18 protein-coding genes are annotated in these 20,047 nt (G+C 39.2%); 5 read left to right on the top strand and 13 right to left on the bottom strand.

Annotation, left to right across the window (positions count from 1 at the left end):
• Positions 1 to 204: 204 nt before the first annotated feature.
• Together SALWKB2_RS06895 and SALWKB2_RS06890 are read right to left on the bottom strand one after the other, a co-directional pair.
• Positions 205 to 1,434 (bottom strand): hypothetical protein, encoded by a 1,230-nt coding sequence (locus SALWKB2_RS06895; protein ID WP_025330943.1) that lies wholly within the window; start codon positions 1,432 to 1,434, stop codon positions 205 to 207.
• 303 nt (positions 1,435 to 1,737) lie between these two features.
• Complete coding sequence (locus tag SALWKB2_RS06890) at positions 1,738 to 2,931, bottom strand: hypothetical protein (RefSeq protein WP_038648912.1); 1,194 nt, start codon at positions 2,929 to 2,931, stop codon at positions 1,738 to 1,740.
• Between the two features lie 388 nt (positions 2,932 to 3,319).
• Between SALWKB2_RS06890 and SALWKB2_RS06885 the strand changes: the two genes are divergently transcribed.
• Positions 3,320 to 3,535 carry a DUF4177 domain-containing protein gene (locus SALWKB2_RS06885; RefSeq protein WP_025330941.1) on the top strand — a complete coding sequence of 72 codons (216 nt, stop codon included), beginning with the start codon at positions 3,320 to 3,322 and terminating at the stop codon, positions 3,533 to 3,535.
• Complete coding sequence (locus SALWKB2_RS06880; RefSeq protein WP_025330940.1) at positions 3,528 to 3,743, top strand: hypothetical protein; 216 nt, start codon at positions 3,528 to 3,530, stop codon at positions 3,741 to 3,743. Before SALWKB2_RS06885 ends, SALWKB2_RS06880 begins: the two co-directional genes overlap by 8 nt.
• 323 nt (positions 3,744 to 4,066) lie before the next feature.
• Here SALWKB2_RS06880 and xerD read toward each other — a convergent pair whose 3' ends face one another.
• The 8 genes from xerD to rph all read right to left on the bottom strand — a co-directional run bounded on the left by xerD (position 4,067) and on the right by rph (position 10,820).
• Positions 4,067 to 4,966, bottom strand: coding sequence for a site-specific tyrosine recombinase XerD (gene xerD / locus SALWKB2_RS06875; RefSeq protein ID WP_025330939.1), 900 nt, complete (start codon positions 4,964 to 4,966; stop codon positions 4,067 to 4,069).
• The gene (locus SALWKB2_RS06870) at positions 4,960 to 5,418 is read right to left on the bottom strand and encodes a methylated-DNA--[protein]-cysteine S-methyltransferase (protein ID WP_025330938.1); all 459 of its coding nucleotides are present in this window, start codon (positions 5,416 to 5,418) and stop codon (positions 4,960 to 4,962) included. The genes xerD and SALWKB2_RS06870 overlap by 7 nt, the downstream gene beginning before the upstream one ends.
• Entirely contained in the window at positions 5,411 to 5,857 is a 447-nt protein-coding gene (locus tag SALWKB2_RS06865; protein ID WP_025330937.1) for a peroxiredoxin, read from the bottom strand. Before SALWKB2_RS06865 ends, SALWKB2_RS06870 begins: the two co-directional genes overlap by 8 nt.
• Before the next feature lie 36 nt (positions 5,858 to 5,893).
• Positions 5,894 to 6,277 (bottom strand): cupin domain-containing protein, encoded by a 384-nt coding sequence (locus SALWKB2_RS06860; protein WP_025330936.1) that lies wholly within the window; start codon positions 6,275 to 6,277, stop codon positions 5,894 to 5,896.
• Between the two features lie 71 nt (positions 6,278 to 6,348).
• Positions 6,349 to 7,587, bottom strand: a complete 1,239-nt coding sequence (locus SALWKB2_RS06855) for an MFS transporter (protein WP_025330935.1) — start codon at positions 7,585 to 7,587, stop codon at positions 6,349 to 6,351.
• 11 nt (positions 7,588 to 7,598) lie between these two features.
• Entirely contained in the window at positions 7,599 to 8,528 is a 930-nt protein-coding gene (gene ttcA, locus SALWKB2_RS06850) for a tRNA 2-thiocytidine(32) synthetase TtcA (protein ID WP_025330934.1), read from the bottom strand.
• Between the two features lie 109 nt (positions 8,529 to 8,637).
• Positions 8,638 to 9,879, bottom strand: a complete 1,242-nt coding sequence (locus SALWKB2_RS06845; protein WP_025330933.1) for an aspartate kinase — start codon at positions 9,877 to 9,879, stop codon at positions 8,638 to 8,640.
• Between the two features lie 203 nt (positions 9,880 to 10,082).
• Positions 10,083 to 10,820 carry a ribonuclease PH gene (gene rph, locus SALWKB2_RS06840; protein ID WP_038648908.1) on the bottom strand — a complete coding sequence of 246 codons (738 nt, stop codon included), beginning with the start codon at positions 10,818 to 10,820 and terminating at the stop codon, positions 10,083 to 10,085.
• Positions 10,821 to 10,982: 162 nt separating this feature from the next.
• Here rph and SALWKB2_RS06835 point away from each other — a divergent pair, with 162 nt between their 5' ends.
• A complete protein-coding gene (locus SALWKB2_RS06835) occupies positions 10,983 to 11,855 on the top strand; it encodes a YicC/YloC family endoribonuclease (RefSeq protein WP_025330931.1) in 873 nt (290 codons plus the stop codon).
• Positions 11,856 to 11,959: 104 nt separating this feature from the next.
• Here the strand turns inward: SALWKB2_RS06835 and dapC are convergent, their stop codons facing one another.
• Positions 11,960 to 13,147 (bottom strand): succinyldiaminopimelate transaminase, encoded by a 1,188-nt coding sequence (dapC, locus tag SALWKB2_RS06830; protein WP_025330930.1) that lies wholly within the window; start codon positions 13,145 to 13,147, stop codon positions 11,960 to 11,962.
• Positions 13,148 to 13,300: 153 nt separating this feature from the next.
• Positions 13,301 to 14,470 carry an NAD(P)H-dependent flavin oxidoreductase gene (locus tag SALWKB2_RS06825; protein WP_025330929.1) on the bottom strand — a complete coding sequence of 390 codons (1,170 nt, stop codon included), beginning with the start codon at positions 14,468 to 14,470 and terminating at the stop codon, positions 13,301 to 13,303.
• Positions 14,471 to 14,810: 340 nt separating this feature from the next.
• On the opposite strand from SALWKB2_RS06825, the gene SALWKB2_RS06820 reads away from it, so the two are divergent.
• Positions 14,811 to 15,338 carry a C40 family peptidase gene (locus SALWKB2_RS06820; RefSeq protein ID WP_025330928.1) on the top strand — a complete coding sequence of 176 codons (528 nt, stop codon included), beginning with the start codon at positions 14,811 to 14,813 and terminating at the stop codon, positions 15,336 to 15,338.
• A 55-nt stretch (positions 15,339 to 15,393) separates the two neighbouring features.
• Positions 15,394 to 16,599: an acetate kinase gene (locus SALWKB2_RS06815; RefSeq protein ID WP_025330927.1), complete on the top strand. Its 1,206-nt coding sequence runs from the start codon at positions 15,394 to 15,396 to the stop codon at positions 16,597 to 16,599.
• Between the two features lie 227 nt (positions 16,600 to 16,826).
• On the opposite strand, the gene SALWKB2_RS06810 is transcribed toward SALWKB2_RS06815, so the two are convergent.
• Complete coding sequence (locus SALWKB2_RS06810; RefSeq protein WP_025330926.1) at positions 16,827 to 19,514, bottom strand: calcium-binding protein; 2,688 nt, start codon at positions 19,512 to 19,514, stop codon at positions 16,827 to 16,829.
• Positions 19,515 to 20,047 lie beyond the last annotated feature (533 nt).

Genomic DNA, 20,047 nt, shown 5'->3' with positions numbered 1-20,047 from the left:
GCAGTTGGTTTGTTATATATTAAACGTGTAGAGTAGTTTATTATGAATAACAATAGAAAAATCAGTTAAAGTATACCCTGCGTGATTAATTCAGTCTTTATCCATATTTTGACATAACATTCAGAAAAAATTATCAATATAAAATAGCCAGTATGTTTTAGTATACTGGCTAAAAATACTTGAAACTGATAAATTGAATTTTAATTAATTGAGCTCAGGTCGAGACATTATATTAATTGAATTCTGCGGCGTAGGTGGCTGCATAGTAAATTTAGGGTTTGTTGTGTATTTTAGGTGGATTTTGGTATCTATTTTTACTGTTCCATCTATACTTTCCACCTCCTTAGGAAATGCTAGCTGTTCACGGATGCCTATAATTCTTCCTTTCAAATCAAAATAATAATTATATTGTATGGGGTTTTGATTATTTTTGAATTGCTTTATAACTCCAAAATAGGGATTTTTAAAAACGCCGCTGTCATCAGAATCATGTTCATCAAAAAAATAAGAATTAAAAGTAGAAGTGAATTCGTCAATTATATTTTGTAATGCAGCATAATCCTCAGGTTTATATTTACTATTCTGATCAGCTTTGTCTGCAGCCTCTTTTAAAGCCTTTGAAAGGCTTTCAAGCATTGTATTATCAATTTTCTGCATTAGAGCGTAGTCTACATTCAGATTAACCTGATACTTTGCTTTCAGTGTTTTTCCATACTCATCAACGTTTACTTTTTTGAATGCATCGCGATCAATTGCTGCATAACCATCATCAATTGATTTTGGTAAGCTTTTTAACAGATCGGATAAAGGCATATTTTTTATTTGAGATTTTAGTACAGCTAATTGTAAATATTTGTCACCAATTACCATTCTAGTATGAGGTATTTTATCTAGCAAATGTGTAATAGCGGAAACATCTGTGTATAGAGATAGATTTTTGAAGTCTATATAGGTAGGAAATTTAAAAGAAACCAGTACATTTTTGTTTTCATAACGAACTTCCGGAATTATTTCCATTTGCCCTTTTCGGATATCTATAGCGCCAGTAAAGGGTACTGAAAAGGATTGACTGAATTGCTCAAAAAAAGGTGCCAAAGAATTTTTTGGTTTTGATTCATCATCATCATCATCATCATCTGCTTCTGTTTGAGGTAGTGATTTTGATGCAGTATTTAGAAGATTGTTATGTGTTTCATTAGTTTTGTTTATTTCAGATGTATCAGAAGAAATTTCATCTTCATTGTTTGTATTAGGATTAATATGATATTCTCCTTGAAAAGAACCACTGAAGTTCAAGCGGTTATCTTTTAAAATCATTTGCTGGACACCAGTCCGCACCATTTTATCCGGCGAATTGTCATTTATGTGGCTGCATGCTGAAACTATCCCGGCTACAGCCATTGTTAATATTAATTTTTTAAAATTTAACCGCATAAAACATGAGTCCCTTTAAAATCAAATTAACAAATCAAATTATTAATTATTGTATTTTAATTGCAAATATATAGATAGTAAAATTAATGGTATCTGTATTTGCAGACAGTTTGGTATATATCAAATGAATAAAATAGTTGTTATAACAATAATTATAAAAAATCAGCCAGAATATATCTGTTGGGATTAATTCTGTCTGGATTTATGTTTTGAAATAACATGTAATAAATAACTTATTAATGGAAAAAGCCAGTATGTAAAACATACTGGCTAAAAAATCTATAAATCAGATAAGAAAATTAATCAGTACCAACCAAGACGAGATCCCATATTGATTGAGTTTTGTGGTGTAGGCTGCATGGTGAATTTAGGGCTTCCGGTGTAATCCATCCGAAATTTATAATCTATTCTGATTGTTCCTTTTGGCTCTTCCATACCTGTTATTGCCATTGGAAGGTCAGTCTTAAAGCGTACACCAATAATGCGACCTTTTGAATCAAAGTAGAAATTATTTACCATTAGATTAGATTTATTTTTGAGCTTCTCCAAATAAGCACCCATAGGAGTATCTGCAAGAGCATTATCACTATCGGAATAAATTGAAGCTAAAGCGTCAATTATATTCCCCAGTAAAGCGTAATCTTCTGGTTTATATTTATTATTCTTATCAGCTTTGGCTGCTGTCTCTTTTAGAGCCTTAGAAAGACTTTGTAGAAGTACAGTATTATATTTAAGGCTTGAAGCATAGTCTGTATTCAGATTAACCTGATATTTTGCTTCCAGTGTTTTTCCAAATTCGTCGACATTTACTTTTTTGAATGCGCTCGGATCAATTGATGCATAACCGTCATCTACAGATTTAGGTAAGCTTTTTAATAAATCTGCTACAGGTATGTGTTGTGCTTTATCCTGCGGTACAGCGAATTGCATATATTTGTCACCAATTACCATTTTATTGTTAGGCATAGTGTCTGACAAATGTGTAATTGCAGAACCATCGAGATATAAGGACAAATTATTAAAATCTAAATAGGTAGGAAATTTAAAAGAAATCAGTACGTTTTTATCTTCATAACGGACTTCAGGAATCACTTCCATCACCCCTTTTTTCATATCTACAGCACCAGTGAAAGGTACGGAAAAAGATTTACCGAATTGTCCTAAAAATTTCCCTATAGATTTGTTATACAAATCCATTTGTTTGCGGTGATACTCTGTTAATTCTGAAGTATCATCATCATCATATTCTTCTGATGCAGAAACTTCTGATGCAATTATTGGTTCGGTTATTTCTGAAGAACTTTTATTTTCATTATTCTGAATAATAAATTCTGTCTGATAAGAACCACTAAAATTAAACTGATTGTCTTCTGTCATAATGCGCTGAATACCAGTGCGCACCATTTTGTCAGGGGATTTTTCAGTTTTATTACCACATGCCGAAACCATACCGGCAACAGCCAGCATTAATATTATTTTTGTAAATTTCAATCTCATAAGAGCCCTTAGTTCAATAAACAAATCATATTGTTAATAATTGTATTTTAATTGTAACAAAATGACCAGAAAAAAATTAACAAATTACAATTCTAATCAGATATTATAAAGAGAACATTATCGCTTATATTATTCAGATTAGACTATATGAATAATATACATTACCTTTGTTTTATAAGATTTATAATCTTTTAATCATTGTTTTAGATGATATACATAGCCTATTTCAAAATTTTAAGCTGAACATCTGTTAAAATCATTTTAAAAAGTAATTGCAAAAATATATTAAATATATGATAAAAAGGGTAAATTATTAATTGTTTTATTGAGAAAAATAATTTATAATTCATAAAATTTTTATAAAATTGGTTTAAATTTTGGAGTTTTTATGAAAGAATATAAAGTTGTTATTTATCAGGAAGGTGCTCTGGCTTCTATGTTTCTGGGCGCGGCAAATGCAGATCCTGTAAAATTTTCCAACTTTCTAAATCGAAATGCTAAAGAAGGATGGCGTGTAGTAACAATGGAAAAAGATATGCGTCGTCTATTTTTATTGTGGAGAAGAGAAGCTTATTTATTAGTAATGGAGAGAGATATTGGTTAAAAAAGCCGGATTAGGATGCCTTTATATTTTCATATTCTGGTGTGTCTTATTGATGCTGGAATTATGGTGGGACATTTTTCCTGCTGAAATTTTTCTAAAAATATCTATATCTTTAGGAATTTTATTCTTTGCTTTGTTGGCGATAGCCGTGGTTCTTGATCAGTTGAACTCAGATAAAAAGCTAAAAGATAAAAATTATTTAGAATAATATTTATTTTATACTTGAAAATCCAAGTTTAATATTAAATAAACTAGTTAAAATTTTAAATGATTTCGAATCGTTTAAATTAAGTATAAATATTAGTTAATTTATTATTTCACTTGGTTTATCTTTTTTCTAAGTGGTTAATATTTTTATTTTAAAATTAAATAGCTTTGTCATTTAATTTGATTAAGCTTATAAAGTGTTATGTATTTGCGCAGTTTATATCAAGTTGTGAACAGTTTTTTATTACTTCTTCAATAAATAAAAACAAAATTTCTGGATTTATAATCTCTTACTCTATACAAAGCAGAATAAACAAAAATTTTTTATCCACGCGGATGATGCTGATGCACAATCTGTTTTAGGCGTTCATTGGCAACATGTGTGTAAATTTGTGTTGTGCCGATATCAGCGTGTCCCAGAAGCAATTGCACTACACGTAAATCTGCACCATGATTAACAAGATGCGTAGCAAAAGCATGACGCAAACCATGCGGGCTAAGATGATGGATGCCGGCTGCATTAGCATATTTGGTCACAATCATCCAGGCCAGCTGCCGAGTGATGGCTGTTTTTTTCTGACTGACAAATACTGCATCACAGGCACGTCCTTTAAGTAAAGCAGGGCGGGCATCCGTAAAGTAATTTTCCAGCCAGTCGGTTGCTTCTTCCCCTAATGGAACCATACGCTGTTTATTTCCTTTTCCGATGGTACTTAACAGGCCGTTTTGTAAATCGATTTCATTGATTCGTAAGTTAACAGCTTCGCTAACTCTCAATCCAGTAGCGTACATAAGTTCCAGTAAGGCTTTATCACGCAGACCCAGAAAGGTTTTGGTATCAGGGGCTGCTAATAGAGCATCTATCTGTGTTTCGGAAATAATATCCGGCAAGTATTGCCCTTTTTTAGGCATTTGCAGCTGTTCGGTTGGTATATCCTGACGGCGGTTATATTCATGCATCCAACTGAACAGACGTTTACAGGCTGATAATGCCCGTGCCTGTGAAGATGGTTTTTCACTGGGAATAAATACAGCAGATGCAAGTGACAAAGGGTCTACATTCAGCCAGTTCAGATGTTCGGCTTGTATGCGACGAGCAATTTTATTCAAATCCCGCCGGTAACTTTCCAGTGTATTGAATGCCAGCTGTTCACTAAGCCAAAGATGTTCGAGCAATGACTCGATTGGTTCAAGTAGTTCTGCCGGTAAAGTATCATTTACCATGTTGCTCCTTCGTGTTTAAGCAGCCAACGCTTTATATTTAGTTCAAAAGCATTAGTACTGAGGCTGAACCCTCCCAGACCACTGGCTGATACAACCCGATGACAAGGAATAATAATTGGTAACGGGTTTTTACCACAGGCCTGACCTACGGCTCTGGGTGAACTGTTTAGCACACGCGCGATATCTCCGTAAGTGGCAATCTGACCATAGGGGATATCGGCAATAACCTGCCAAACTTTTTGCTGAAATGCAGTGCCGTCAGTGGAAGGAGGATAGTTAAATTTTTGCAGGCTGCCATTAAAATAGGAGTCAAGCTGCTTTGCCCAGAATCCAGTCAGGTTAGGTAAGGCTTCGGAAAAGGGTGTTTGCCAATGGATAGCCTTTAATTTTTGCTCAGGACTGAATTCCAGTTTTAATGAGCAGCAGGGCGCTTGATATGAGTAACTAGGCATGCTGTTGCAGTGTATTTAAAACAATTTGGGCGTGACCGGCCGCTTTAACTTTACGCCATTCCTGTGTAATTTGCCCGTCCTGATTCAGGATAAAGGTACTTCTTTCAATACCGAATACCTTTTTACCATACATGTTTTTCTCTTTAAGTACATCAAATTGTCTGCATACTGTTTCTTCACTGTCTGAAAGCAGGGTAACGTTGAGTTCATATTTGCAGATAAAATTATGATGGCTTTTCATACTATCACGGGAAATACCAATTACATGGTAACCCAGTTGTTTGAATTGGGGCAGTAAAGCACTGAATTCCTGTGCTTCGGTTGTACAGCCTGGTGTGCTGTCTTTCGGATAGAAATAAACCACAGCTGGTAAATGTTCTGCAATATTAAAGTTATTGCCTTCGGTATCCGGAAGTGTAAACAGCATAGATTGAGACATTATTTATTTTCCTTTGTATATATTGATTACCTTGGATTAATCGCGAATAAAAGCCGTAATCAGAGGAACATCGCCAATTAGACGACTGCAGTGTCCATGAATATTTGAGTCGAAGGTAATGCCTTCAGGTAAAGTATCGGCAGAATAAAAATGTTCTCCGGCACTAAAGCGGCGGATACTACCATCGCGCAGTTCGATTTCCATCACTCCTTGTAATACTATCAGCCATTGTGGTTTACTAGTGCAGTGAAAATCACTTTTAAAACCCACCGGACTGTAACGTAATTGTAACCCTTCTGCATTAAACCAAGGTGATAACTGGCTTTTTTCATTACCTTCGTTTAATTCAATTTTTTCTTCTTTGAAGCGGGCAAAACCATCACTTCCGGTATATAAAATTACTTTAGTGAATGTTGTCATAATTTCTACTCATGGCCTAATGGTAAAAAAATCAGTGCAGAGATGTATATCTGCACTGAAAGAATGATAAATCAGCCTATAACGCCAAGATTGTCATCATTGGACGGGGTATTATTGTGTTTGGGAAGCAGCCATAAAGTGGCAATGATGTCCAGAAGGTAAATAGATGCCAGCAAACATAAGGCAACATAAAATGACCATTCTTTGACCAGAAAACCGATAACCAGTGGCCCTAATCCGCCAATGCCACGGCCCAGATTAAATAATACATTCTGAGCAGTTGCACGCACATGCGGGGGGAAGTTATCAGAAATCAGTGCTCCATAGCCGCCAATCATGCCATTGACAAATAAGCCCATAATGGCACCGCATATCAGTAATGCAGTGGGGTCCTGCAACTGTGCATATTGTGCCACCATGATAAAAGAACCAATCTGGTAAATCAGAAAGATTTTCCAGCGGGCAAAATGGTCGGCCAGAAAACCAAACAGCCAGATACCGATAATCATGCCAATAACGGTGACCGCAGTCCAGTTGCCGGAATCTGTCAGGCTGAATCCGAGTTTTTTGGCAAGATAACTGGGCATCCAGATCATTAAACCGTAATAACCGAAATTTTGTACGGCGCAAAGGATAAATATGCCCAGACTGGTTTTAGCTGTCTGACGGTCTTTAACCAGTAATTTAAGACGCGCAGAAAATGACAACTCACCATTTGCTTTATGTTCGCGGGTAAATTGTTCCGGTTCATTGGTATCATGACGAATAAAGTAGGATACGATAGCCGGAAATAATCCTACGACAAACATGCCGCGCCAGCCGATATGCTGAAGCAGAAATGGTGTAATAAAGGTAGCCGCCAGTACGCCCAGCTGCCAGCCGATACCGACGAAGGCTGATGCGCGATTACGTTTTGATGCAGGCCATACTTCTGCAATCATAGCCATACCGATACCGAACTCTCCGCCCAGCCCCATACCTGCCAGAGCCCGGTAAATAAGCAGATCGTAATAACCTTGTGCAACCGCACACAGACCAGTAAAAACGGCAAACATGAGAATGGTTAGCGATAACATGCGTATCCGGCCGAAGCGATCACTTAAATGTCCGAAAACGATACCGCCGACAACAGAACCGATTAATGTCCATGTTACCAGTGAACCTGCCTGAGAAGGATTCAGTCCGAGATCAGCACTGATGGCGCTGAGCATAAAACCGAGTATCAGCAGGTCAAAACCATCCATGGCATAGCCACTGATAGCGGCAACCATAGCTTTTGCAGGAGTTAATTTTTTTCTTGGTTGTTTCATAAGGGGACTTACTATCGAGAATCTAAAATGTTAATAACAGTTTTGCCTGCACCGGCAGGCTGATTAATATCACCGGTCTGTGCTGGTGTTGTAATTGGAGAAAAATGTTCACGGTCAAAGGCAATATCGCCGCCATGTGGCAGTTGTTGTCCACGTTGCAAGCCGGCAAAATTGAATAAATGATAATCAGCCAGATGCGAGGGTACGATGTTTTGCATGGCCGAAAACATGGATTCAATGCGCCCGGGAAACTGTTTGTCCCATTGCTGGAGCATATCTTTGATAACCTGCCGTTGCAGATTGGGCTGTGAGCCACACAGGTTGCATGGAATAATTGGAAATTCCAGCATTTGCGCATACCGGATCAGATCTTTTTCTTTAACATAGGCTAAGGGTCTGATGATGATATGTTCACCGTTATCTGACAGCAGTTTGGGCGGCATGGCTTTAAGTTTGCCTCCGTAAAACATGTTCAGAAACAGGGTTTCCAGAATATCATCGCGATGGTGACCTAAAGCAATTTTGGTACAGTTATTTTCTTTGGCTACCCGGTATAAAATACCGCGTCGCAAACGGCTGCACAGGCCACAGGTAGTTTTGCCTTCATCTATTACCCGTTTGACTACGCTATAAGTGTCTTCTTCAATAATTTGAAACGGAACGCCAAGACTTTGCAGATAATCCGGCAGTATATGTGCAGGAAAACCAGGTTGTTTCTGGTCGAGATTAACTGCAAGAATTTCAAATTGTACTGGTGCAGATTTTTGTAATCTGAGCAGGATGTCCAATAATGCATAGCTGTCTTTACCACCGGAAAGGCAAACCATGATTTTGTCGCCGTCTTCAATCATCTGAAAATCATTAATAGCAGCGCCAACCTGATGACGAAGTCTTTTAATCAGTTTATTGTTTTCGTATTCGCGTTTTGGTGTATGAGACATGGATATAGCACTAATTTATGCAAATACCTGCAATTGTACAATAATTAAAGGCCGGCAGATGTGACTTAGCCGGCCTGTGTTAATTTTTACATGAATTAAAAAGAAGTTTTCAGCCTTTTTTTACTGGTTCTTTATCAAGCTCAAACACTTGGTGCAGTACACGGGTGGCCAGCTCCAGATATTTTTCATCAATTAACACGGACACTTTGATTTCAGAAGTAGAAATCATCTGGATATTGATATTTTCTTTAGCCAGAGTACGGAACATGGTAGAAGCAATGCCAACATGTGAACGCATGCCCATACCGACTATTGATACTTTACATACGGTATCATCGCCGCAGACTTCACGCGCTCCTATTGTTTTCTGCACTTCATGAAGAATATCCAGCGTATTCTGATAATCACTGCGTGGTACGGTAAAGGAAAAGTCTGTGGTTCCTGCTGAGCCGACATTCTGAATAATCATATCCACTTCAATATTGGCATCGGCGACAGCTCCCAGTATCAGTGAAGCCATTCCCGGCGTATCCGGTACCCCGCGCACATTAATTCGTGCCTGATTTTTATCAAAAGCAATACCGGATACTGCCGCATGTTCCATCATATTCTGATCCTCTTCAAATGTGATTAATGTGCCATTACCGCTGTTTTCCAGACTGCTTAATACGCGCAGCCGCACTTTATATTTACCGGCAAACTCTACTGAGCGGATTTGTAATACTTTACTGCCCAGACTGGCCAGTTCCAGCATTTCTTCAAATGAAATGGTATTGAGACGGCGCGCTTCCGGTACGACACGCGGGTCGGTGGTGTATACGCCATCCACATCAGTATAGATCTGGCATTCGTCTGCTTTCAGTGCTGCTGCCAGTGCTACTGCTGAGGTATCCGAACCGCCGCGACCCAGAGTGGTAATATCATTGTTGGCATTAACACCCTGAAAACCGGCTATGATAACAACTTTGCCGGCATTGAGATCTGTGCGGATGCGTATCTCATCGATCGCATCAATGCGTGCTTTGGTATGAGCACAATCGGTTTTAACGGCTACCTGCCAGCCAGTATAGCTCTTTGCGTCTACGCCAATACTGTGCAAAGCCATGGCAAGCAGACCGATAGTGACCTGTTCACCTGTTGATAAAACAACGTCCAGTTCACGCGGATTGGGCTTTTCCTGAATTTCATGTGCCAGTGCAACCAAACGGTTGGTTTCTCCGCTCATAGCGGATACAACCACTACTACATCATCACCATTGGCTCTGGCTTGTGCTACACGACGAGCTACATTTTTTATACGTTCAACTGTTCCTACTGATGTACCGCCGTATTTCTGTACGATTAACGCCATAATACTGCTTGCTTTCCGGGTTGTTATAATGTCAAAAAAGGACAGGTTGTGTTAACCCTGCCTGCTTAAATATCCTGTCGGACATTCTTTTTAGCATTTTTATCATGCAAAAACAAGCTGCTGAGTTAGTATTTTGTCAGGTTCAGGCAGCTTGTTTTAAATAGTGTTTAAATTCGGAAAATAGGTGATTGTATTTTTGTGAATTAATTTTCAGCCAGTGTTTGTTGCTGAGCAGCAAGAATTTGTTTAATTCCTTTTTGTGCCAGGGTGATTAAATCATTTAACTGACCGATACTGAAAGTAGCTCCTTCGGCTGTACCCTGAATTTCAACCAGCTGCTGTGAGGCGGTCATCACTACATTAATATCCGCATCACAGGATGAATCTTCAGGATAATCCAAATCGAGCAGGAGGTTACCGTCAATCATGCCAACAGAGATAGCAGCTACAGCTTCACGAATCGGATTTTCACTGATTAAGCCTGTTTCCAGTAATTTTCTGACTGCCAGAGCAAGAGCAACATAAGCGCCGCTGATGCTGGCGGTGCGTGTGCCTCCGTCGGCCTGTATAACATCACAGTCAATCAGTATCTGGCGGCTGCCCAGTTTTTCTAAATCTACGACTGCCCTTAAGGAACGGCCAATCAGGCGCTGAATTTCCTGAGTTCTTCCCGATTGCTTTCCAGCTACTGCTTCGCGGCGCATACGGCCATTGGCAGAGGCGGGCAGCATGCCATATTCTGCTGTTACCCAGCCACGACCCTGATCTTTTAAAAAGCCGGGTACATTTTCATCAATAGTTGCTGTGCAAATTACTTTAGTATTACCGCAGCAAATCAATACAGAACCGTCTGCCTGTGCGAGGAAATCAGGCACGATACTAAGATGACGCGGCTCATCGTCAGCACGTCCGGAACGATTGGATATTGGTGTGTTTTTCATACTTAGAGACTTTGTCGGGAGATGAATGCAGAATTATATAACCAGTGTGTTGCGATTCATATCAATTAAACCTTTTATGGATTAAGCCGTTTTCGTTATACTTGATTTAATTGCCAGTTTGAATATAACCCGGCAGGAATAAACGGTTTAAGGAAAATATATATGTTATACAGTATGACTGGCTATGCAAATGCTTCAGAACAATGTGGAAATCGCCAAATCAATGTTGAGCTCAGAGCAGTTAACCATCGTTATCTGGATATCCAGTTTAAAATTGCAGAAGAATTACGTCCGTTTGAAGGTAAGATGCGTGAATTAATCAGTTCTCAGGTGACACGGGGTAAACTGGAATGCCGTATTCAGATTCAAACTCTGCCCAGCGAAAGTACTGATGATTTACCGGTTAATCACAAACTGGTAGAACAACTGGCATCATTTAATCAACAGTTGCGTCGCAAGTATAAAGATTTAGGTAAATTAACTGTTGCAGATATTTTGCATTTCCACGGTGTTCTTGTGGCGCCAACGGAAGACGAGGAAATATTACATAACGGTGTACTGACTTTATTGGGACAAGTCCTCACCGAATTTAAAGCAGCGCGGGCTCGTGAGGGTGAAAAACTGCAGCAGCATTTGCTGGATCGTCTGAATGATATGACAGATATCGTGGCAGCTATGCAGCAGTTATTCCCGCAATTATTGCAGGACTATATGAATAAGGCTGAAGCCCGTTTGCGCGAAGCAGTGGCTCAGGTAGATGCAGAGCGCCTAAAACAGGAATTCGCATTGTTTATGCAAAAAGCTGATGTAGATGAAGAACTGAATCGTTTAAATACGCACATAGCTGAAGCACGACGTCTGATAGAAGAACATCGCGGCAGCGTGGGTAAACGTCTGGATTTTCTGATGCAGGAACTAAATCGCGAGGCCAATACGCTTGGCAGTAAAGCAATAGCCATTGAATGTACACAGGCATCAGTTGGGCTTAAAGTACTGATTGAACAAATGCGCGAGCAGGTACAGAACGTAGAATAAACAATAGCTGTTTATGCCATACTATTAAAAACCAGAATTGCTTTTAAAATTGAAACTGGCAATTCTGGTTTTATTTTAATTCCAGTATCTGTTTGAAACCAATTCTAAAAAGCCAGTTTGACCATACGATTGGCGGCTTCAACACATTCTTCGACACTGGATACCAGTGCGATTCGCACAAAGCCTGCTCCGGAGTTACCGTATGGTGTATTACGGGCAAGATAACGTCCCGGTAATACACGAATCGCTGCTTTTTGCCATAATTTCTGTGTAAAGGCTAAATCATCACAATCGGGAACATTCAGCCACAGATAGAATGAAGCATCAGGTTTATGCAGAGCAAATTTTTGCTGTAATATCGGAATTACTTTATCAAATTTTTCCCGATACAGATTACGATTGGCAATGACGTGTTCTTCATCATTCCATGCTGCAATACTGGCGTATTGTGTGGGCAGACTCATGGCACTGCCATGATAGGTGCGGTAGAGCAAAAAATCAGCCAGAAGTTTACTGTCACCTGCTACAAAACCGGAACGCAGACCGGGTGCATTAGAACGTTTTGACAGGCTGGTAAACATAATCAGACGGTCGAATGTCCGGCCTAATTGACTAGCCGCCTGTAATGCACCCAGAGGCTTATTATCATCATCAAAGTAAATTTCTGAATAGCACTCATCTGACGCAATCACAAATCCGTATTTGTCCTGTAAATCAAATAGTTTTTTCCATTCGTCCAGATTCATTACTGCGCCACTGGGGTTGCCCGGAGAACAAACGAAAACCAATTGTACTTTTGGCCATGTATTCTGATCGATTTCCTGCCATTGCGGCATAAAATGTGGAGCGCGGCAATTGACATATTCTACCCGCGCGCCAGCCAGCAAAGCTGAACCTTCATATATCTGATAAAAGGGGTTCGGGCTGACAACTACAGGCTGATATTCAGTATTGTTATCAATGATGGTTTGAGTAAATGCAAATAATGCTTCTCTGCTGCCCAACACGGGTAATACTTCAGTATCAGGATTAATTTTTACTCCTGAGTAGCGGCGCATAAGCCATTGAGCACAAGCCTGACGAAGCTCAGGAATGCCGGCAGTAACCGGATAGGCTGCAAGTCTGTCCAGATGCTGAATCAGTGCATCAGTTAAAACCGACGGGGTAGGGTGTTTGGGTTCACCAATATGTAATGATATAGGCTGGAGATCAGCCGGTGGTTCCAGACCATCCATTAATTTACGTAATCTGGCAAAAGGATAGGGCTGTAACAATTCCAGTTTCGGATTCATAATCGTAAATACAAATTATTGTAAATGCTTTGATACTACCACCATTCAAATTACTGCGGCAGTAAATATTCATTTTTAGCTCCGGAAAATACCGGTTACAGACAAATAAAAAGCCACATGCATGCATGTGGCTTATGAAATTGTTCAGCAATTTCAGGCAGATTTCTGGACAGCCTGAATTTCGCCGGTCAGTAAATATTCAATGGTTTCTTTAACAGTGCGCATAGCTGAACCGAATGGCAGCGGATCTTTACCACGGAAAAATAAACCTTTGTCAGTTTCTCCGCGCCAGGCTGCAGCAAGTTTCAGATCAATACAGAATTGTCCGACTTTTTCCAGACCATCACGTAAACCGCATACAGACAAACAGTTAATCCCCTGCGTACAGCGCCGCGGGTCTGCTTTGGCATTAGCCTGTAATACGCTTTCACGTTTCAGATAGCTATCCAGAAATTTAGTTTTAACGCCGCGTGCCGGCAAGCCGGCTACCGACATGAATTCTACAATTTGTTCGCCTTCGGCACCGGCGAGAGTTTTTTTGAAATTGATATGAGCATCACCTTCCTGAGTTACAGCAAATGCTGTACCGATTTGTACAGCAGCTGCACCCCATTCTTGTAAGGCTACAGTGATTTTCTGAAAATTAGCCATCCCGCCAGCAATGATCAAAGGAATTTTTTCCCGTTCCAGATCAAGTTTTTTAAATAATTCGAATGTTTCAGTCAGTACCCGTTTAAATTCAAAACGTTCATCATTAACACCGGCAACAGTAGCTGCACCAAGATGCCCGGCAGCATGGGCGGGATGTTCGATTACAATTGCATCAGGCAGACGGTTCTTTTTCATCCAGCGTTTAAGCACAATACCAATACCGCGTGATTCCGACAAAATAGGCAGCAAAGCAACATCAGGAAAATTTTCAGTCATATCCGGCAAGTCCAGCGGCAGACCGGCTCCCATTACAATTGCATGTGCACCGGATTCACAAGCCTGCTGTACCATAGCATGATGGTCTTTAACCGCTTTCATTACATTAACGGCGATCATTCCGCGTCCTTCAGACTGGGCAAGTGCGGATTTGATTTCACGATCAAGTGCAATCCTGTTTAAGGTATCGTATTTTTCCTGTGTAGGATTTTCTTTGGACTGCTCAAGTAAATCGGGATGCAAATGACGTAAATCCACGCTGGCAATCGTTCCTACTCCATTTTCTCGTGCTACTGCACTGGCCAGACTTGAGGCGGAAACACCTACGCCCATACCGCCCTGAACAATCGGAATGAGATGATGATTGCGAATAACTAGTGGTGCAAATTCCTGCATATTGCTTCCTGTATTTTGTTTAGTAAGCGATGCTTTAAAGTATTGCTTCGAATAAAAGCCTGTAATTACAGTAAAAAACGTTGGAAAGCATTTTAATTCAGCTGGCTTTTATCAATTAGTGCTTCTACTCTATTCTTGCACAAGGACACTGTCAAGAGATTAAAACTTCTCAGAGCGATATGGCTTTCTCAAAATGGTAAAATTTGTATGATTTGTACGACAAGGTTAGTTAATGTAATGATTGTCATTTAAGCCTTAATGCTTAGAGCAATTATTACCAACTCATGTTATATTCACTCAGTAAGCATGATTCAGGTAATCACAACAGGGTAAATAACTAATGGTTACATGTAATGCACAGCGGCGTGCTGTTTTAGGTGCGCTTGTTTTATTTCTTTCTGCCTGCAGAAGCAGTAGTCGAAAAATAGTTCAGTCTGGTACTCAACCCCGTCTGGCTCCTATTCGAATTACTAAAGTCAGTCATCAGGCAGGGAGTCAGGAATTGCTGTTGCATAGCATGAGTCTGATAGGTACACCCTACCGTTATGGCGGCAGTAGCCGGGGTAGCGGATTTGATTGCAGTGGTATGGTGCAATATGTTTACCAGCAGGCATTGCAGGTAAATCTGCCTCGTACCGCACGTGATATAGCAGCTGTTTCCGCCCCGATCCGCACAAAAGATTTGCAGGTTGGGGATTTGGTGTTTTTCAACACTTCGGGGCAGGCTTATTCACATATGGGGCTGTATATTGGCAACGGTGAATTTATTCATGCGCCTTCCAGCAACGGTGTTATCCGCACTGCCAGACTGGACCAGCCTTATTTTAGCCAGCGTTTTACAGGTGCACGCACGCTGTTTGCCCGCTGAATAAAATCAATTATTCATTTTGAATTTAATAATCACGATATAACAGGACAACAACATGAGTGAGCAGGATTTAGTATTGGTACTTAACTGTGGCAGTTCTTCAGTAAAAGCCGCAGTAATGGATTTAGCCGAAAAAGAAGTTTTAATGAGCTGTCTGGCTGAAAAAGTAGGTAATACTGATGCTTTCATCACCTTTAAAATCAATGGTGAAAAACATAAACACGCCTTAACCGGCAATCATGATCACGTTGCAGCTGTAATGGCTTTGCTGGAACAGTTAAAAGATCTGGGCTTATATGACCGTGTTAAAGCCATCGGCCATCGTGTCGTACATGGCGGCGAACGATTTACTCAGTCTACAGTGATTACTCCTGAAGTAATGCGTGATATTGAGGCCTGTATTGTACTGGCTCCATTGCATAATCCTGCTCATATTCTGGGCATTCAGGCAGCACAGCAGGCGTTTCCCGAGCTGCCGCAGGTAGCAGTATTTGATACAGCATTCCATCAGACTATGCCTCCGCATGCTTATCATTATGCTATTCCATCAACACTGTATACCCGTTACGGTGTACGCCGTTATGGTGCGCATGGTACCAGCTACCGTTATGTTGCTCAGGAAACCGCAGCATTTTTGCGCCGTGATATTAATGAAATGAGCATGGTGATTGCTCATCTGGGTAATGGCGCCTCTATTACCGCTGTTAAAAACGGTCGTTCACAGGATACCAGCATGGGACTGACTCCGCTGGAAGGTCTGGTTATGGGTACCCGTTGCGGCGATATCGATCCGAGTATTTTCTCTTTCCTGGCTGCGAATGCCAAAATGAGCATTGATGAAATTACCGAAATGCTGAACAAAGAAAGCGGTATGCTGGGTTTATCCAATCTTTCCAACGATTGCCGTATGCTGGAAGAAGCTGCTGCTAACGGACACAAAGGTGCCGAGCTGGCTCTGGATGTATTTGCCTATCGTCTGGCTAAATATGTGGGCGGTATGATGGTTGCCTGCGGCAGTCTGGATGCATTGGTATTTACTGGTGGTATTGGTGAAAACTCAACTACAATGCGCGAAAAAGTAGTTAATTATCTGAATGTATTTGGCATGATTCTGGATCATGATGCCAATATGGAAGCCTGCTTTGGTACACCGGGTGTGATTAGCACAAAAGACAGTAAAGCAGCAGTTTTGGTTATTCCGACTAATGAAGAGCTGATGATTGCTCAGGATACTGCCCGTTTAACAGGGATGCATGTGTAAAGAAATGAATTCGAAACAGTGAAATAACTGTGAGATATTCTTAAGACTTTTAAAACAGGCTTTGTATGATTACAAAGCCTGTTTTTGTATAACATTTTATTTATTTAAATAAATACTTTAATATTTCATGAAAAATATTAAATCAGATATCAACTAATAATGAAAAAGGAATCCATAAAATGGATTCCTTGAGAAGCAGATATTATAAATAAATAACTATTTATAATTTAATTCCCCCAATATGAAGAAATAATTGCCTGCTGATTAAATTGCATTTTTTGATTATCTGTAGTGGCAATATCATGAGTACTCGCAGTAAAACTCGACATGGCATTTACTAACTGTTCAACTTGTGAAGCATAAATTTCCTTACCATCAGCAGTGGTTATACTATATTGACGGTTATATTCAGAAACAAACCAGCTTTTTACTATAACCTGATCAGAAGTACCGATATGACTGATAATTAAATCATTTCCGTTTTGACTAAACCATAATTCTCTGCTGTTATAGTCTTTAAAGGCAAGAATATCGCCTTGTTGTCGGTTTATTGCTATATCTTCAACAACATCTCTGCCATGATTAGCGTTGAAAACATATAAATCTCTTTCAAAGTTACCGCCGAAAAGATAATCATCGCCGGCACCGCCATTCAGTATATCGTAACCTTCTTCTCCAAAAAGTGAATCATTACCTTCTTCACCATAAAGGGTATCGTTACCCTGTCCTCCATAAATGTAATCATTGCCCTTACCGCCATAAAGAATATCATTCCCTTTTTTACCATTGATAATATCATTACTATCCCAGCCGGTAAGTACATCATCATTATCAGTACCCTCCAGTACAAATGTCATTTTTGCAATATCATTTGCAGTTATTGTTTTATCTTCAAAGATAAAATTAAATGCTCGTGTACTTGCATAACCGGAGATGAAGAAATCAGTAAGAGTAACTGAATCATTATTGCCATAAGCCTGTATGACTAAATTGTTTCCTGAACGGCTGAATCTGGCATCAGCAGCAAAAGCTTTTTCAAATTTAACATCATTATAGTTATTGTGATCGGAAGACAAGCTTTTATCATTGATAATGTCATTACCGTGACCTGTCTGAAAGATATAAAGGTCTTTTCCTTCACCGCCAGCCATAACATCATTACCAGTACCACCAATCATAACATCGTAGCCGTCTCCTCCCAGCAGGATATCGTTACCATTGCCGCCGTATAGCTTGTCATTGCCGGCTTCGCCGTTGAGTATATCGTCGCCGTTGCCGCCATACAGAATATCATCACCCAGCCCGCCATTAATAATATCGTTACTATCCCAGCCATGTAGTACATCATTACCATCGGTACCATTCAGAACTAATGTCATCTGGGCAATTGCTTCCGCCGGAAGAGTGATATCCGCAAAGATAAAGTTAAAAGCGCGTGTGTCTGTACTATCTGGTTTAAAAAAGTCTGTGAGAGTAACCGAATCCTGATTACCATAAGCTCTGATAATTAAATTATTTCCTGAACGGCTAAAAATGGCATCTTTGAAGAACGCATTTTCAAATACAACATCATTGTACTTTTCATGATTTCTGTCTTCATAACCTTTATCATTAATAATGTCCTGACCGTGTCCTGACTGAAAAATATAACGATCTTTTGCCCAATCACCGCCATTCAGAATATCATTACCTGCACCACCGTTAAGAATGTCATATCCGGCATTGCCAATCAGCGTATCGTTACCATTACCTCCGATAAGAATGTCATTTCCATCGCCGCCATCGATATAATCGTCACCGTCTCCGCCATCTAAATAGTCATTACCATTATCACCGCTAAGAAAGTCATTTCCATCGCCGCCGTTAAGAATATCATTTCCATATCCGCCGTACAGCCTGTCATTACCCAGTCCGCCATTAATAATATCGTTGCTGTCCCATCCCTGCAGTTCATCATCACCGTCAGTACCATTTATGATAAATGTCATTTTTGCAATATCGACTGCAGTTAATGTTTTATCTTCAAAGATAAAATTAAATGAACGTGTATATGAGTTATGAGTAATAAAGAAATCGCTAAGAGTAACTGAATCATTATTGCCATAAGCCTGTATGACTAAATCGTTTCCAGAACGGCTGAATCTGGCATCTGCAGCAAAGGCTTTTTCAAACTTAACATCATTATAACTATTACTATCAGAGGACAAGCTTTTATCGTAGATAATGTCATTACCGTGGCCTGTCTGAAAGATATAGAGGTCTTTACCTTCACCACCAGCCAGAACATCATTACCAGTCCCGCCAATCAGTATATCATAGCCATCATCACTACCAAGCAGAATATCGTTACCGTTGCCGCCTATAAGTACATTATCACCATGTTCGCCAACGATATAGTCGTCGCCATCGCCGCCATTAAGAATATCGTTACCATTGCCGCCATATAGTTTGTCGTTACCGGTACCACCGTTAAGAGTATCGTCGCCGTTCCCGCCATACAGAATATCATTACCAGCTCCGCCATTAATAATATCGTTACTATCCCACCCATGCAGGACATCATCGCCATTAGTGCCATCCAGTGTGAATGTCATCGCTGCGATATCATTGCGATATAAAACTTTATCGGCAAAGATAAAATTGAAAGCACGGCTATCAGCATTATCAGTATTAAAATAATCCGGCAGGATAACAGCATCTGTTGCACCATATGCTTTGATTACCAGATCATTACCGGAGCGGGTAAAAATAGCATTAGCTGCTTTAGCCTGCGAAAAAATAAGATCATTATATTGAGATATATCATATTCATTACCTTTATCTTGTATGATACTCTGTCCATGACCTGGCTGGAAAACATAGCGATCTTTTGTCCAGTCGCTCCCGGTTTGTATTTTTTTAACAGTTTTAATCATTTCTAGCTCCTTATAGTTTTTGAAAATAAATATTAAAATTATTTATAGTCAGTAAATATTTTTCAATTTAAATAATATATTTTTAAACATAAATGTTAAAAATTTGCTAATTTGTCGTGGTAGATAATAAACTATAATATTTATATATTAAAGTTTATTAGTTTATAATTATATATTTTGGTTTATATTTTTTCTGTATCTGTTTAAAACTGTTGTATTTTTATTTACTTTGATATTGTTTCAGGTTCATGTTTAATTGTGTATTGATAACCATAAAAAGATAGGTTAGTTTATATGTTTATGAATTTTATTTTTAAATTTTCTACTGTTACTATATATAAATATAAGAAAATTTACTTTAAAATATTTAGGTAAAATATTTTTATTAAATTAGAAATATCTGAATATAAAATCAATATAATGTCAGAACGTATAAATATAATTCAATTGTCTAAATAATACCGATTAAATATTAAGTTCTAAAAAATATTTATTTGAGATTTTTTACATGAAAATAATTTAAAATTAAATTT

It is taken from the genome of Snodgrassella alvi wkB2 (genome assembly GCF_000600005.1).
Classification (GTDB): Bacteria; Pseudomonadota; Gammaproteobacteria; order Burkholderiales; family Neisseriaceae; genus Snodgrassella; species Snodgrassella alvi.
This window is presented reverse-complemented; position numbering and strand designations above follow the sequence as displayed.